This window comes from Cohnella silvisoli (assembly GCF_021190915.1).
In the GTDB taxonomy this organism is placed as follows: Bacteria; Bacillota; Bacilli; order Paenibacillales; family Paenibacillaceae; genus Cohnella; species Cohnella silvisoli.
This window is the reverse complement of sequence record NZ_JAIOAP010000003.1, coordinates 431,396-445,338: the sequence shown is the minus strand read 5'-3', so window position 1 is coordinate 445,338 and position 13,943 is coordinate 431,396. Positions and strand designations below refer to the sequence as shown.

18 protein-coding genes are annotated in these 13,943 nt (G+C 45.2%); 4 read left to right on the top strand and 14 right to left on the bottom strand.

Annotation, left to right across the window (positions count from 1 at the left end; all coding sequences use genetic code 11):
- Nucleotides 1-15: 15 nt before the first annotated feature.
- Together K7P76_RS08700 and K7P76_RS08695 are read right to left on the bottom strand one after the other, a co-directional pair.
- Nucleotides 16-1,113: a nitric oxide synthase oxygenase gene (locus K7P76_RS08700; RefSeq protein WP_232184860.1), complete on the bottom strand. Its 1,098-nt coding sequence runs from the start codon at nucleotides 1,111-1,113 to the stop codon at nucleotides 16-18.
- Between the two features lie 37 nt (nucleotides 1,114-1,150).
- Nucleotides 1,151-1,420: a hypothetical protein gene (locus K7P76_RS08695; RefSeq protein ID WP_232184859.1), complete on the bottom strand. Its 270-nt coding sequence runs from the start codon at nucleotides 1,418-1,420 to the stop codon at nucleotides 1,151-1,153.
- Nucleotides 1,421-1,583: 163 nt separating this feature from the next.
- Here K7P76_RS08695 and xerS point away from each other — a divergent pair, with 163 nt between their 5' ends.
- Together xerS and fumC are read left to right on the top strand one after the other, a co-directional pair.
- Complete coding sequence (xerS, locus tag K7P76_RS08690) at nucleotides 1,584-2,669, top strand: tyrosine recombinase XerS (protein ID WP_232184858.1); 1,086 nt, start codon at nucleotides 1,584-1,586, stop codon at nucleotides 2,667-2,669.
- Nucleotides 2,670-2,738: 69 nt separating this feature from the next.
- Complete coding sequence (fumC, locus tag K7P76_RS08685; protein ID WP_232184857.1) at nucleotides 2,739-4,124, top strand: class II fumarate hydratase; 1,386 nt, start codon at nucleotides 2,739-2,741, stop codon at nucleotides 4,122-4,124.
- 286 nt (nucleotides 4,125-4,410) lie between these two features.
- Here the strand turns inward: fumC and K7P76_RS08680 are convergent, their stop codons facing one another.
- Together K7P76_RS08680 and K7P76_RS08675 are read right to left on the bottom strand one after the other, a co-directional pair.
- Nucleotides 4,411-4,755 carry an MmcQ/YjbR family DNA-binding protein gene (locus K7P76_RS08680; protein WP_232184855.1) on the bottom strand — a complete coding sequence of 115 codons (345 nt, stop codon included), beginning with the start codon at nucleotides 4,753-4,755 and terminating at the stop codon, nucleotides 4,411-4,413.
- 155 nt (nucleotides 4,756-4,910) lie between these two features.
- Nucleotides 4,911-5,912 (bottom strand): CapA family protein, encoded by a 1,002-nt coding sequence (locus K7P76_RS08675; protein ID WP_232184854.1) that lies wholly within the window; start codon nucleotides 5,910-5,912, stop codon nucleotides 4,911-4,913.
- A gap of 152 nt (nucleotides 5,913-6,064) precedes the next feature.
- Between K7P76_RS08675 and K7P76_RS08670 the strand changes: the two genes are divergently transcribed.
- A complete protein-coding gene (locus tag K7P76_RS08670; RefSeq protein ID WP_232184853.1) occupies nucleotides 6,065-7,438 on the top strand; it encodes an MFS transporter in 1,374 nt (457 codons plus the stop codon).
- A gap of 80 nt (nucleotides 7,439-7,518) precedes the next feature.
- Here K7P76_RS08670 and rpiA read toward each other — a convergent pair whose 3' ends face one another.
- From rpiA to K7P76_RS08650, 4 genes are read right to left on the bottom strand one after another with little or no spacing between them, the layout of a single operon-like run.
- A complete protein-coding gene (gene rpiA / locus K7P76_RS08665) occupies nucleotides 7,519-8,190 on the bottom strand; it encodes a ribose-5-phosphate isomerase RpiA (protein ID WP_309244741.1) in 672 nt (223 codons plus the stop codon).
- A 44-nt stretch (nucleotides 8,191-8,234) separates the two neighbouring features.
- Complete coding sequence (locus tag K7P76_RS08660; RefSeq protein ID WP_232184972.1) at nucleotides 8,235-9,032, bottom strand: inositol monophosphatase family protein; 798 nt, start codon at nucleotides 9,030-9,032, stop codon at nucleotides 8,235-8,237.
- A gap of 19 nt (nucleotides 9,033-9,051) precedes the next feature.
- Nucleotides 9,052-9,549, bottom strand: a complete 498-nt coding sequence (locus K7P76_RS08655) for a GNAT family N-acetyltransferase (RefSeq protein WP_232184852.1) — start codon at nucleotides 9,547-9,549, stop codon at nucleotides 9,052-9,054.
- Nucleotides 9,550-9,564: 15 nt separating this feature from the next.
- The gene (locus tag K7P76_RS08650) at nucleotides 9,565-9,972 is read right to left on the bottom strand and encodes a hypothetical protein (RefSeq protein WP_232184851.1); all 408 of its coding nucleotides are present in this window, start codon (nucleotides 9,970-9,972) and stop codon (nucleotides 9,565-9,567) included.
- Between the two features lie 195 nt (nucleotides 9,973-10,167).
- Here K7P76_RS08650 and K7P76_RS08645 point away from each other — a divergent pair, with 195 nt between their 5' ends.
- A complete protein-coding gene (locus tag K7P76_RS08645; RefSeq protein ID WP_232184850.1) occupies nucleotides 10,168-10,344 on the top strand; it encodes a hypothetical protein in 177 nt (58 codons plus the stop codon).
- Nucleotides 10,345-10,500: 156 nt separating this feature from the next.
- Here K7P76_RS08645 and K7P76_RS08640 read toward each other — a convergent pair whose 3' ends face one another.
- The 6 genes from K7P76_RS08640 to K7P76_RS08615 form a co-directional block, all read right to left on the bottom strand.
- The gene (locus K7P76_RS08640; protein ID WP_232184849.1) at nucleotides 10,501-11,139 is read right to left on the bottom strand and encodes an NAD(P)H-dependent oxidoreductase; all 639 of its coding nucleotides are present in this window, start codon (nucleotides 11,137-11,139) and stop codon (nucleotides 10,501-10,503) included.
- Nucleotides 11,140-11,160: 21 nt separating this feature from the next.
- The gene (locus K7P76_RS08635; RefSeq protein ID WP_232184848.1) at nucleotides 11,161-11,334 is read right to left on the bottom strand and encodes a hypothetical protein; all 174 of its coding nucleotides are present in this window, start codon (nucleotides 11,332-11,334) and stop codon (nucleotides 11,161-11,163) included.
- A 36-nt stretch (nucleotides 11,335-11,370) separates the two neighbouring features.
- Nucleotides 11,371-11,820, bottom strand: a complete 450-nt coding sequence (locus K7P76_RS08630; RefSeq protein ID WP_232184847.1) for an SRPBCC family protein — start codon at nucleotides 11,818-11,820, stop codon at nucleotides 11,371-11,373.
- Nucleotides 11,821-11,834: 14 nt separating this feature from the next.
- Nucleotides 11,835-12,173 carry an ArsR/SmtB family transcription factor gene (locus tag K7P76_RS08625; RefSeq protein WP_232184971.1) on the bottom strand — a complete coding sequence of 113 codons (339 nt, stop codon included), beginning with the start codon at nucleotides 12,171-12,173 and terminating at the stop codon, nucleotides 11,835-11,837.
- Nucleotides 12,174-12,297: 124 nt separating this feature from the next.
- Complete coding sequence (locus tag K7P76_RS08620; protein ID WP_232184845.1) at nucleotides 12,298-13,425, bottom strand: NADH:flavin oxidoreductase; 1,128 nt, start codon at nucleotides 13,423-13,425, stop codon at nucleotides 12,298-12,300.
- 106 nt (nucleotides 13,426-13,531) lie between these two features.
- Nucleotides 13,532-13,942: an ArsR/SmtB family transcription factor gene (locus tag K7P76_RS08615; RefSeq protein ID WP_373692357.1), complete on the bottom strand. Its 411-nt coding sequence runs from the start codon at nucleotides 13,940-13,942 to the stop codon at nucleotides 13,532-13,534.
- Nucleotide 13,943 lies beyond the last annotated feature (1 nt).

Below are 13,943 nucleotides of genomic sequence, written 5' to 3'. Positions count from 1 at the left end.
CTATCCAACATTATTTTAATAAGCGCGGGGTTGTAAAATAAAATCGGGCTTTACATCGCGTTCCTCGAAGCTATGATTCCATATGGGAGTAGCGGCTGGCGACATCGGCGGAATTAACCAAGACCATCGCGCGTTTACGTTTCGTCCGTTATCTTGCTCTCGTTTCATAAAACGCATGAATTGTTCAGCGGCTGTATGATGATCGACTATGCTAACTCCGTTTAGCTTAAAGGAATGAATAACGGCCGTATTGAGTTCGAGAAGCGCCCGGTCTTTCCAAAGCGATGTATTGGTAGAGCGATCTAAGCCCATCAAGTTCGCGATTGCAGGCAGCTCGTTGTAACGGTCGACATCCGCTAAGTTTCGCGCTCCGATTTCCGTACCCATGTACCAGCCGTTAAATGGTGCCGCGGTATAACGTATGCCGCCTATATCCAGAACCATATCCGATATTATCGGTACCGCATACCATCTCAGACCCAGCTCATTGAAATTCTCGATATCCGGATGAACGAAATCAATTTCCTTAATGTGTGAATCCGGAATTGGAAACCACTTAGGCTGACGGTCTGCTATTTGAACGACAAGGGGTAAAATATCAAACCGAGTCCCCCTGCCCGTCCATCCCAAGCACATGCATTGTTCTGTAAAGTCCACTGAAGCCGGATCGCCAATAATTCCATCGGCAGTCACATAACCCGCGTAACGTATGAGCTGATGATTCCAAATTCGGATTCGCCGTCCATCGGATTCGGGTGCGAATACCGTAATTACCGGGCGAATCCGGCCATCATTCGTAGCATAAGCAACATGTCGGAGAAGCGCCTCTGCTATGGCTTCTTCCGTATCCGCACCTCTTTCGTCTATAACCTCAAGGGATTCCCAGAACAGTCGACCAATACATCGGCTGTTGTTGCGCCAAGCAACTCTTGCTCCGTAAGTCAATTCCTCGATCGTATGCGTATAAGTGCCAGTCTTACGTCCGCAATCAACAATTGCGGCTATTCGTTCATCTCTCTCTTCAATAGAACGCCCTGATTCTTCGTAGAACATCTGTATGAAAGTCAGGGCTTCATGCTCAACGAATTTACCATAGTTAACTGCATTAATCATTTAAGTACCTCTTTTAGTTTACATAATTATTATTATGTTATTTAGTTGATCTTTTCTTCTTCCGATCGATAATGATGCCAACCACCCACACGATCGTTGCTACAATATAGATTGGAATAACAATGACAACAAGCGTGGCGAAATCAGCGAGATCATCCCAGCCGCCATTGCCTTTCATAACCTCAACTAGAAAGATAATACACCCGAGCACATAGAGCGCCAATGCCCACCATCTTCTTTTCCAAAGAGCGATTATCGGAATGATCAATAGAAATATCCAAATGAACACATATCCCGGACCTTGCATGGCTTTTCCTCCTTGAACTTTCAGGGTTCAAACGACCAATAACTTCATTGTATCAAAATACCCGGCGCAAACGAAATGACACGTTCAATCTAACCCAATAACTTGCATCAAGAAATTTGGTATACTTGGTAATAAGAAATACGCGTCGGAGAAGGGGCATTCTATGAACCTGCAAAAAAAGAAAGACCGCGAAGAACTCGACTTAAGAATTCCAAGGATGCCTTGGTACGTCGAGAAGTTCGTCAATTATAAACTTCCCGATCTCTCTCCATCTTCCCTGCTGGAATACGTTCGCGATTACGAAGCCTTCTTCTCCTGGTTTATGGCGGAAGGATTAACCTCGGCGGATAAAATGAGCGGCATCCCTCTTGAGGATTTGGAACGTCTCCATATGGACAGCGTTGATAATTTCCGGATGTTCCTCGCTACGAAACGGGACAACGCCAACACGAAGACGACGATATCCCGCAAGCTGTCTTCTCTTCGTTCCTTATTCCATTATTTAAGCCAAATCGCCGAGGACGAGAACTTCTATCCATTGCTTAAGCGCAATGTCATGGCCAAAGTGTCGATCAAGCGTACACAGAAACCTAAAGATACCGCAGCCAAATTGGAAGGCAAGCTTCTACAGGAGCAAGAGATTATCGAATTCATTAACTACATTAAACAAGATTACGCTCATGACGCCGCTGCCAACAAACAAGCGATTTATGCCCATGAACTCAATCGGATTCGCGATTGCTGCATCGTAAGCCTGATTCTTAACTCAGGTCTGCGGGTGTCTGAACTCGTGAACTTGAACGTCGACGATATGGACTTCAAGAAAAGGCTCGTGTACGTGCATCGCAAAGGAAAGAACGACGATACGTTCAAGACTCCCGTCTACTTCAGGCAGGAAGCGGTAAGCGACTTAGAACAATATCTGGGCCAACGCGAAACCAGATACAAAGCCCCGAAGAAGGAAAAAGCGTTATTCTTGGCCATCGCCAATGGGAAAAAAGAAGGTTCACGCATGACCAAAAGAGCCATTCAAGAGATGGTCATGAAATACGCCAAACGTTTCGGTAAGCCGTATTTGTCCGTTCATAAGCTCCGGCACTCTTTTGCCACCGACTACTACTTAAGCAACGATCTTTACAAAACTCAAGAACAGCTCGGCCATGCTTCGCCGGAAACAACGCAAATTTATGCCCATCTTACCGATAAAACGATGGCCGAAGCCATCGATCGCCGCAAAGCGGACGGTTAATTTCTTAGTAAATGATAGATGCTACAAGTTAAACTCTCGTCAACTACAATGAGGAATCGAGGTGCGCGAATGGAATATCGGATCGAGAAGGACTCGCTCGGAGAGGTTCAAGTCCCTGCCGACAAACTTTGGGGCGCCCAAACGGAACGCAGCTTGACCAATTTTCGGATCGGTACGGAGAAAATGCCGCTCGAGCTTATAGCCGTCTTTGCCATATTGAAGAAAAGCGCGGCTATCGTGAATCTCGAGCTTGGCAAATTAAATGCCGAGAAGGCCCAAGCCATTATTGCCGCTGCCGATGAAGTCATCGCGGGGAAATGGGATACGCACTTCCCTCTTGCCGTTTGGCAGACGGGAAGCGGAACGCAATCGAACATGAACGTAAACGAAGTGATTGCCAATCGCGCCAATCAGATCCTTGCCGAGCAAGGCAGCAAGCAACGCGTCCATCCGAACGATGACGTAAACCAATCTCAGAGCTCCAATGATACTTTTCCGACTGCGATGCACATTGCCGCTATGCTTGCCGTTCACGATCACGTTCTCCCTGCCGTTAGAAAACTGAAAGAGACTTTGTCGCTGAAAAGCAAACAATTTTCCGACGTCATCAAGATAGGCCGGACTCACTTGCAGGATGCAACCCCGCTGACTCTAGGTCAGGAAATGAGCGGTTGGGTCCGGATGCTCGACAAGACCGAACGGATGATCCAGGAAAGCGCGGAAAGCTTAAGGGAATTGGCTATCGGTGGAACGGCGGTCGGTACGAGCATTAACGCTCATCCCCTATTCGGTTCTAAGGTTGCTGAGCAAATTAGCCGATTAACCGGGAAAACCTTCGAGTCCGCGGTCAATAAATTTCATGCGCTTACGAGCCACGATGAGCTTGTCTACGTTCACGGGGCACTCAAAGCGTTAGCTGCCGATCTGATGAAAATTGCCAATGACGTCAGATGGTTGGCTAGCGGGCCTAGAAGCGGAATTGGCGAAATTACGATTCCCGCCAACGAGCCAGGCAGCTCCATTATGCCGGGCAAAGTGAATCCTACCCAATCGGAAGCGTTAACGATGGTTGTCGCTCAGGTCATGGGTAACGACGTCACGATCGGCATTGCGGCTAGCCAAGGCAATTTCGAGCTTAACGTCTTTAAGCCGGTCATTATTTTCAATTTCTTGCAATCCACGAGACTGTTGTCCGACGCCATCCATTCTTGGAACGACAATTGCGCCGTTGGTATTGAAGCGAACTTAGCGGTCATCCAAGGACATCTCGAACGATCGCTTATGCTTGTAACAGCGCTGAGTCCTCATATCGGATATGAGAATGCGGCAGCCATTGCCAAGGCAGCTCATAGTAAGGGACTCACCCTGAAAGAAGCGGCGCTCGAGAGTGGATTATTAACCGAAGCGCAATTCGACGAGATCGTTCGCCCAGAGCAAATGATTCATCCGCGTTAAAGCAAAAAGTGAGGGCGGTTTGCCCTCACTTTTTGCTTTTCTTGCTTGCTATCCAGAAGACAAAAATGATTATTGGAATAAGGATAAACCAAGGGATATTGATGGAGCTTTGGGTGAAAATAACGAACACTGTAAGAACGATAATGCCGACGATAAGATAAAGACAGCCTCTTCCGAAAGTTTCCAAATCGACGCTCCTTTCGCACCGAGCCCGCTTAGTTGCATTGACCCGTTAGGGTAACGATACCATTTTATACTCCGAACGAATAAAACATGACCACCAACATCAGGTTTGCAAATAAAGCTGGGAAAGCTTCTTCGGAGCTTGCCGTAAATAAGCTTCAATGATTAATTGAGAGACTTCATCCCAATCGCGAATTTGGCTTGCTTTAACGGATACCCAGCCGTGCTGACCGATGTAGGGTGTTTTGTAGTAACCGCCCTTCGCGACAAGGAGCTGCTGAGTTTCTTTATCGGTCTTGATGCTCATCCCCGGTCCAGCTTCCCCTTCTCCCTCTCCCATCATTAAGAAAGTTTTCCCTCTTACCTGCGCGATGGAATGGCCGAACCCGTCAATCTTCTCTTCCACTTCCGGCAACTTGGAGAACGTTCCCCTCGCTTTGCGAAGCATTGCCAATCCCTCCGCAGACTTCAAACCCGAATGAGACACCTCTATACCCTCTTTCGTCACCATTTTTTTGATTACATAATTCGTATTGTACAACAAAAAAAGCCTGACCGGTTCCTCCTTCCTCCATGCCGTGGAACCGATTAGGCGATATTATTTTATTTCACGATTTCCCTGTTCCTTATTTTCACGCCGTAAGAAAGCTTCTCCAAGTATTTTAACTGCGACTTGTCATAATTACCGCCCCTTTTAACGATTTGATTGTTGAGGATATAGTAAGGAGAGAAAGACATCCGGATCTGCCCTTGCGCTAGCTTCAAATGAAGGAGCCCCGTTTCCGCCTTCCGGTTGCGAACATAGTCGGGGAATAGAAAATTGCCGATGGAATAGGCTATAGGTTTACCTTTGTAGATCTCAAAGCCCTGAAGCACGTGCGGATGACTCCCCACGATCGCATCGGCGCCGGCATCGATCATCTGCCTAGCCATAGCCCGTTGCCAAGCTTCGGGACGATTGTTCTTCTCGACGCCCCAATGGATATAGACGATCAGATAGTCCGCCCCGACTTGTTCCCGTCTGATCGCCTGCATCATTCGGCTCGTCTCATAAGCTTCTGCCACGCCTGCATGATCGTTTCGTGCGAACCAATTTCCCGAAGGGAGAAATCGGGAGAATGCCGCTATCTTGATAACGTTCCCGTTGACGAGAAACGTTCTGGCAGAATAAGCTTCTTGTTCATTTTTGCCGGCGCCTACGTAAGGAATTCCGTAGCTGTTAAGGTTCCTGAATGTGTCGAATAGCCCGGGTTGCCTATAATCGAGAACGTGATTGTTGGCCACGGAAACCAAGTCAAACCCGGCATGTTTAATTCCCGCAAGCGAAGCTGCGTCGGATTTGAAATTGAACAACTGTACGTTGTCTTTACGACTGGCGTTCGTAACCGATGTTTCAAGATTCGCAATCGCGAGATCGGCTTTCGATACTTCCGACTTGACGTTCCGGAATGGAAAATCTGGCCCCTTACGCTGAATAGCGCGTTTGACGGAGCCATCCATCATCGTGTCTCCAGCGAATACGACGTCAATCGGTTTATTTGGCTCGTTTGTCCCGTTTAGGTTCGAATAAGCGAGCATTGCGGCTAAGATCATTTGTTGGATCAAATCTACTCACATCCAATACCTTCGTTTTGTCTTTTATCATGCACCTCCTAACCATTTTCCATTAAACAAGATGATTGCATTTTAAAATGACTCATGATATATTTCTAATGTTCGATGATATTCGAAATTAGAAAATGAAGAGAGGGACTTCTATGTCGGTCACGTCACGGGAAACCAATCCGATAGCGGAGCAGCACGCCATGCGAGAAGGTTTGGTTACGCTATTGCTCGGCATCTCAATTGTGCTTGTTATTATGAATACGATGATGTTTAATCTAGCGCTGCCAGACGTATCGCTCGCTTACCATTTGACGGCTTCTTCGACTTCGTGGATCGTTACGGGTTATTCTATCGTATTCGCGATCTCATCCATTACTTACAGCCGTTTATCCGATTTCGTTCCGATCAGATGGCTTTTCATCATCGGAATACTGTCCCTCAGTCTCGCTGCTATAGCCGGGTTATTCAGCAACAGCTTCATTATGCTGCTTATTGTTCGCATCCTGCAGGCATCGGGAGCGGGTTCGATACCGGCTTTGTCTTTAGTCTTGATTTCCCGATATGTACCTCTCGAACGTCGAGGCAAAGCAATGGCTACGATCATGTCGGCAGCTTCTCTAGGGTTAGGCCTTGGTCCTGTCGTTGGTGGAGCAGTCGTTGAGTATCTGGGTTGGCATTACTTATTCGTTGTAACTGCGATAACCTTATTATTAGTGCCTTTCTTTTCATTACTCATTCCTAAGGAAAAACCAGCAAAAGGGTCATTCGACGCACTTGGCGCACTTTTCATTGGAGTAGGGACGACCGGCTTGCTGCTTTATTTGACGAACCATTCATGGATTGCGCTTGTTTCCGGAATTATTGCGCTCATTTTGTTCGTCGTGCGAATTCGATCTGCGAGAGAACCTTTCGTGCTCCCTTCGCTTTTCCGCAATCGGTCATACCTAACACTGGGTGCAGTCGGAATCGCGGCGTATCTATGCAGTTTTGCGACCCTATTCCTCATGCCGCAAATTCTAGTCCATCAGTATAGCCTAAGCGCCATCGAAGCAGGCCTTGTTATTTTTCCCGGCTCGTTATTGGCGATGTTAATATCAAGGCGGGTTGGACGTATTATTGATGTCCGAGGAAATGGCTCAATCATCCGTTACATTCCCTTGCTCGTACTTACATCCGTAGTTTTATTCGCCTTGTTCGAAGGCACTTCTTATCTTTCAATTATGTTTATCTACATGTTAATGAGCATCGGATTCACTTTCTTGACGAGCAGCATTTCTAATGAAATGTCACGTATACTGCTCCCATCGCAAATCGGATCCGGACTCGGATTGTTCCAACTGCTCCAATTTTTCAGCGGAGCATTCGGGGTCGCGACGACGGCAAGCGCCCTTGTTTGGCAGAAGGACCTTACGCTTTCACAAGCTTACAGTAATATTTATTGGGGTATGGCGATCATCGTCGTAATCTCGATCGGTTGTGCCTACTTCTACCTGCGTTCAACTTCACGTAAGCTCCTAACTTCATAATAGTTCTGCGCAATAAAAAAGGGAGATCACTGTCTGAATGACAGCGGGTCTCCCTTTGCGTATCGATGAATTTATAACCTTCACAACGTTCTTGTCGTCCCTTCCATATTCCCAATAATTAGCGTGTGGGTCATTCCAATAAACAAACCCGTTTCGACTACGCCCGGTATGGATCTGATCTTCTGATTCAAATCCGATGGATCATTAATCACATTAAATATACAATCGACGATGAGATTCCCGTTGTCTGATATCCATTCCTTGTCATTATGCCTCCGGATCAATGGTTTGCAATTGAGAGCTTCTAAGTGCTTAAGCGTTAATTCGGATGCAAAAGGTACGATTTCAACAGGCAATGGAAACTGGCCGAGCTTGTTCACAAGCTTCGACTCATCGATGATAACAACGAATTTCTTGCTGTTGAACGCCAGAATCTTTTCTCTTAGGAGGGCTCCGCCCCCTCCTTTAATCAGATTCATATCGTGATCAACTTCATCTGCTCCATCGATCGTGATATCGATTTCCTTAACCTCGGAAAATGGGATTATAGGTATTCCTAGTTCTTTAGCGAGTTTTTCCGAGTTTTTAGAGCTAGCCACTGCCGTAATCTGAAGACCATTCTTAACGTATTCGGCTATTTTTCGGATAGCCAAAGTAGAAGTCGAACCTGATCCGAGGCCTACGACCATTCCATTATCAATAAGCTCTACAGCTTTTTCCGCAGCGACCCTTTTGGCAATCAGAACAATCACGCCTTTCTTTTAGTTTAATCGTATTTAGGGACTCGATAACTATATTATGAATTAGATCTCAAACCTTCATGGACAACGCTCAATAATTGTTCGACATGGTCAGGATAACAAGCAATGATGTAAGGCTCCTCACTCATTCCAACAATAGAATTCCCTTCGAAATCTAGGACAACACCCCCGGCCTCCCTCGCCATTAAGATTCCGGAGTACAGATCGTCCCCCTCAGAATTATAAAGGACAATACCATCAAGATCGCCTTTGGCAAGCATGCACCACTGTAACGTTGGCGCCCATAAACGCAGCATTCTCTTGAAAGTTTTGTCGATGTGTTGTCTTAGATATAAAGCTCTAGAATCGTTTTGAACCTTATGACCTTGTATCCAACCTATATTACCTTTGTTGAAATTCATGGTTTTCTTGACTTGAATCTTCTTATCGTTACAATAAGCTCCATCAAGAAGGCTTGACACGAACATTCTGTCCGTCATAGGTTCATATACGACTCCTAAGACAGGCTCTTTTTGGAACATCAACGTAATGGAAATAGCAAACACAGGCAGACCTATTGCATAATTATTAGTTCCGTCTAACGGGTCTATTAACCAAAGCCACTCTGAACTCTTTCCGTTATCGCCGATTTCTTCACTATGTATTTGATGACTTGGAAAAGCATTCTGAATGTGATATAAAATAAGTTCCTCAATTAGATGATCAACTTCAGTAACCACATCGCCAAAGCTACCCTTCGTGTTTATTTGCTCGATACGGTCAAATCGTTCTCTAGCAATTTGTCCAGCTTGCCTAGCTGCAGTAAGAGCTAATTCCTTAGCAGCATGAATGATTTAACCATCTAAGGATATATTAGTCATTTCTATTCTCCTCAATGTTCATTTCCAGCTTGCGGCTTCTAGTCTTCATTCCAAGGCTTTCATAGAATCTGATAGCCTCTTGGTTAAACTCCGATACCCCTAATTCAATGCTTGTGGCTGCTATTTCTTTTCCATAGGACATGATTGAGCTGAATAGCAATTTCCCTAGTCCCTGTCCCCTTACCTTCTCGTCTACGCAAAAGTCGTCAATAAAAATGTATTTTCTTCGTTTATAGATCGCACGGTATGGAGGTTCGTCTATTCTAATTACGGCGTAGGCTACAACCTTTTTTTGTTCATCATCTTCTACAACTAGGATTTGAGATCGTTCCTCTTTAATCAGTTTTCGAAAATAAGGTTCACCCATTGGACAAGGATCAGGTGAATATAGATCTGGGCGCGCTATGACATGGATTTCATGTATTTGCCTCACCAGTTCAGCAACATCATGATAATCTTCATTGTTCGCGAAACGTGTGATGAAGCTCATTTTAACCTCCATTTATCATCTATACTTTAATGGTATGACCAACTTAAGCCCAGACCATGTATCGTCCACTGCGCAAACTTTAACATCAACTAAGTGATTTTCTATCGCAATATGCCTAATCAAGTCTTCATTCACATCGGTTGGCACCTTAGATGATTTCTTAGGCCACGAAACCCAGATCATACCTGATTTGCTCATCTGGTTCTTAGCTGCAATAATTAACGCTTCGCACTCCGTCTTTGAGGTGACAAAAATATGTATAAAATCAATGTGATCTACATTCGGTTCTACCCGCTCAATTGCAAAAGGTAAGTCCCCGAGCAGTTCCCAGTAATTTGCGGGTTCATTAATAATACAAATTATATTTCCTTCTTTAATTCCAAGCTTTTTGACTAAAGGCGTTCCAGAATAACCTGCACTCACGGATCATTTCTCCTCTCTTAATCACTTATAGATTCTAAATACTGATATCCTATTGTTCGACAATTTCTCCATGATTCCCTTTTATGGATATAGACCTTAGGTCGGGGAGTAAGCTAACATTCGATTTTTTACGACAAAAGATACCTCTATACCAGGTTCCGATTGTTTAATATGATTGCTTTGGAGGTTGATATTATGGGTTTTAGTGATTTAGCTTGGCAGTTTTTGCACGTTCCCGGACAGCGTGTAATTGAAGGTGATATTTATGAACGGTATTATTATTGGCTGCAGGAATCGCAGGGTTTGACCAAAGAGAAAGCAGAATCCGAAACGGCTACGTTTAAGGATTCTGTAGCGGACTTATTGGATTGACGAAAGTGACATTATAGATACTCCATTCGACGAAACATCCAATTCATACGTGCGACATTGGCGCAAGAAGCCTCGGAATAAGTGTAAAAGCAGGCCACATGCTGGCGACTATTCACCAATCATGTGGCCTTATAATGAATCGTGTTTGCAGAGTCGTTAGAAGCTCAGGGCAACTTCGCGCGCTTGTTGGACCGCCTTTTCTTTAATTGCCGGGGCTTGGTCGGGAGCCTTAGCCATACCTTCAACAAAAATGCCTTCAAAGCTAGGAATTCCAAAGAATTTCATAATGGCATCCAGGTGGCGATGACCCATTTCAAATTCTGCATAAGCTGACCCTGAAGACAACACGCTGCCGCTGGCTTGAATGTGAACCGCTTTTTTACTATTCAGCAAGCCAACCGGACCTTTATCCGTGTATTTAAAAGTTTTGCCTGCAACGCAGACGGAATCGATATATGCTTTCATGACGGGCGGAAATGAATAATTCCATATCGGATTTACAAATACATATTTATCAGCAACTACAAATTGATCTACCAACTCACCGAGACGACTTATTTTCGTTTTTTCCGCATCGGTCAATTGTTCAAAAGCAGTGCCTGCTCCTAATTTGCCCCAACCGCTAAAAACATCGGCATCGAGCTGCGGAACATCCACTTTATATAGATCTAGATGAACAACCTCATCATACGGATGTGCGGAGCGGTAAGCCTGTACAAATTCTTTTCCTACTGCCATGCTATAAGATGTTTCAGTATTCTGCGGATTTGCTGTGATATATAATACTGTTGCCATAATCAAATTACCTGCCTTCAATTAATTTTTAAAATGCTGCTTGGAACGTAATTGGCTTTGTGATACGCTTAGTTTGGTTTTGTCACCCGTGTTTTTCCACGGATGGCTTTCGGCGGGTTTGCGTGGCAGCGCAAGCTCCGCTTTTTTTTCTACTGTTCGTTTGTTTTTTTCTGAAAGGGGCATTCCTATAAGCATCACCTCCTAATAATTAGGTGGAAATTTTCCTAAGCCTTAATTAAAATAGTTGCGCAAGCCGCCTTCTAAAGAATTGGTCCAACCTTTATTGTGTCTTTCCGTGACTTTCATCGTGGAGAAGTCGGAATGTGTTAGAATAAGCTCCGTTTTCTCGTCCTTATCGACAAAGTTAATCGTAACCACCGTTTCCTCTGAATCGTCTCCTTCACTCACCCACTTCCAAGTAAACGATAGCTTTTCATTCGGAACGATGTCGACATACCGGCCTTCTAAAGTATGAATTTTACCGTTGGGAGCTCGCATATGAAAACGGTATTTCCCCCCCACTGAAACGTCCATTTGTTCAATGTTCGTCGTAAAGCCTACCAGACCCCACCATTGCTTTAACAGCTCTTCCTTTGTCCAAGCATGGAACACTCTTTCTTTGTTCGCGTTGTAAACGTGATTCAGCTTAAGCGAAAATTTCCCACCCAGCATTGTAATCATCTATAGTGCCTCCGTTAGTCTTCGTTAGATTGTTTATCCAAAAAGTGTTCAAGGCTAACCAATTGATCAGTCCAGAACTTTCTCAAGTCTGTTAACCATTCGTGTGCGATATCCATCGTCTCTGGAAGTAAGTGGTAATACCGGTACCTCCCTTCCCTTCTCATTGAGACTAATCCAGCATTCTCCAACACCTTCAAGTGTTTTGAGATCGCCGGCAATGACATCTCAAAAGGTTCAGCCAAATTCATAACCGTCATCTCTCCGATAGCTAAACGTCTTATGATTTCTCTTCTCGTCGGATCGGAAATCACGTGGAAAACATCATTCAAAATTTCATCATTATATTTAACCATGTGGTTAAGTGTAAGTTGATTTTTATGTATTGTCAAGCAGATCACCAATTAACGGACGCGTAAAACCCCATCATCCTAAGGAAGGAGATGGGGTTCGAATAGATCCATTTTCAACTTTTTTATCTCAATATAACTTTCTCAATGCCTCCACGTTAAAAGGAACGAGTTCATCCGTGCGACCGTCGCGTATTTTGGCTAACCATGCCGGATCAATCAGCAAGGCGCGGCCTATGGCGACTAGATCAAACTCTTCACGTTCCAATCTCACAAGTAAATCATCAATATTGGCGGTCTCCGAACCCGTCCCTCTGAAAGCGCTCGTAAACTCGGTGTCCAGCCCGACGGACCCAACTGTAATTGTCGGTTTGCCTGTCAACTTCTTCACCCAGCCCGCAAAGTTAAGATCCGAGCCTTCGAATTCCGGTTCCCAGAAACGGCGAGTCGAGCAGTGGAAAATATCAACACCGGCTGCTACTAAAGGCGCCAGCAACTGTCCAAGCAACTCCGGGGTTTCAGCCAACTTCGCGTTATAGTCGGTCGATTTCCATTGCGATATTCGTAATTGGATCGGAAAATCAGGTCCAACCGCACGACGGCACGCTTCGACGATCTCAACAGCGAAACGTGTGCGCGCAACGATATCTCCGCCATATTGGTCGGTGCGCTTATTGGTTTTTTCCCAGAAAAATTGGTCGATCAGATAACCGTGCGCACCATGCAGTTCGATCCCATCGAAGCCAATCCGCTTCGCATCGGCCGCCGCTTGGGCGAATGCCGCAACAATGTCATCGATCTCCGACTGGGTCATCGGTTCAGTAAGTTTCTCACCGTTTAATTTAAGACCCGATGGACCAATCGTGAGTACTTCCGGATTCGGCTCAGTGCCATTCCTGCGCGTGATGCCGATATGCCATAGCTGTGGAAAAATCCGGCCACCCGCTTCGTGCACTGCGGATGCGACGTTAGCCCAACCTTGCAGTGCCTTCTCTCCGTGGAAGTTAGGAACATTAGGATCATCTGTTGCTGCCGGGTGATTAATCAAAGTGCCTTCCGTCACGATTAGGCCAACTCCATTCTCAGCCCTTCGACGGTAGTAAGCAGCTACATCGGCTCCTGGTACGCCGCCTGGTGAGAAGCTCCTAGTCATCGGTGCCATTACGACGCGGTTCGGCAATTGCAGATTTCCTATTGCTATCGGGCGAAACAGGCTTTCCACGGAATGAGAATGAAGTACGGTATTCGAATTATCCATTGTGAACCTCCATTTGTGTAAGTATTGGAATAAACCAATTGTATCTTAATATATATAAATATAGATGCAACTATGCAAAGAGAATCCATAACGAGAACAATCCTGTTCACAGATCCGCCTGAACGCTCTCTTTAAACCGCCGAATGGCGTCTTCGTCCCGCCGATAATAAGTCCATTGCCCCATTCGTTTGGACTGCAGCAGGCCTGCCTTTTGCATTTTGACAAGATATCCGGATATTACCGACTGCGCTAACCCCGCTTTCTCAGCAATGGATCCTACACATATTCCATGTTCAAAACCGCATTCTTTCGCAAGATGATCCTGCGGCCCGAAATGAACCTCCGGCTCCTTCAGCCACTCCAATATCTTGAATCGCGTCTCGTTCGACAAGGCTTTAATGATTGATAAGTTATCCATAGGATCATTATATCTATTTTTATAGAAATGTAAATACTCAAACAAAAAAGCGGCTATCCAATAGTAGGAAATTCCACTATTAGGATAGCCGCTTTTCATG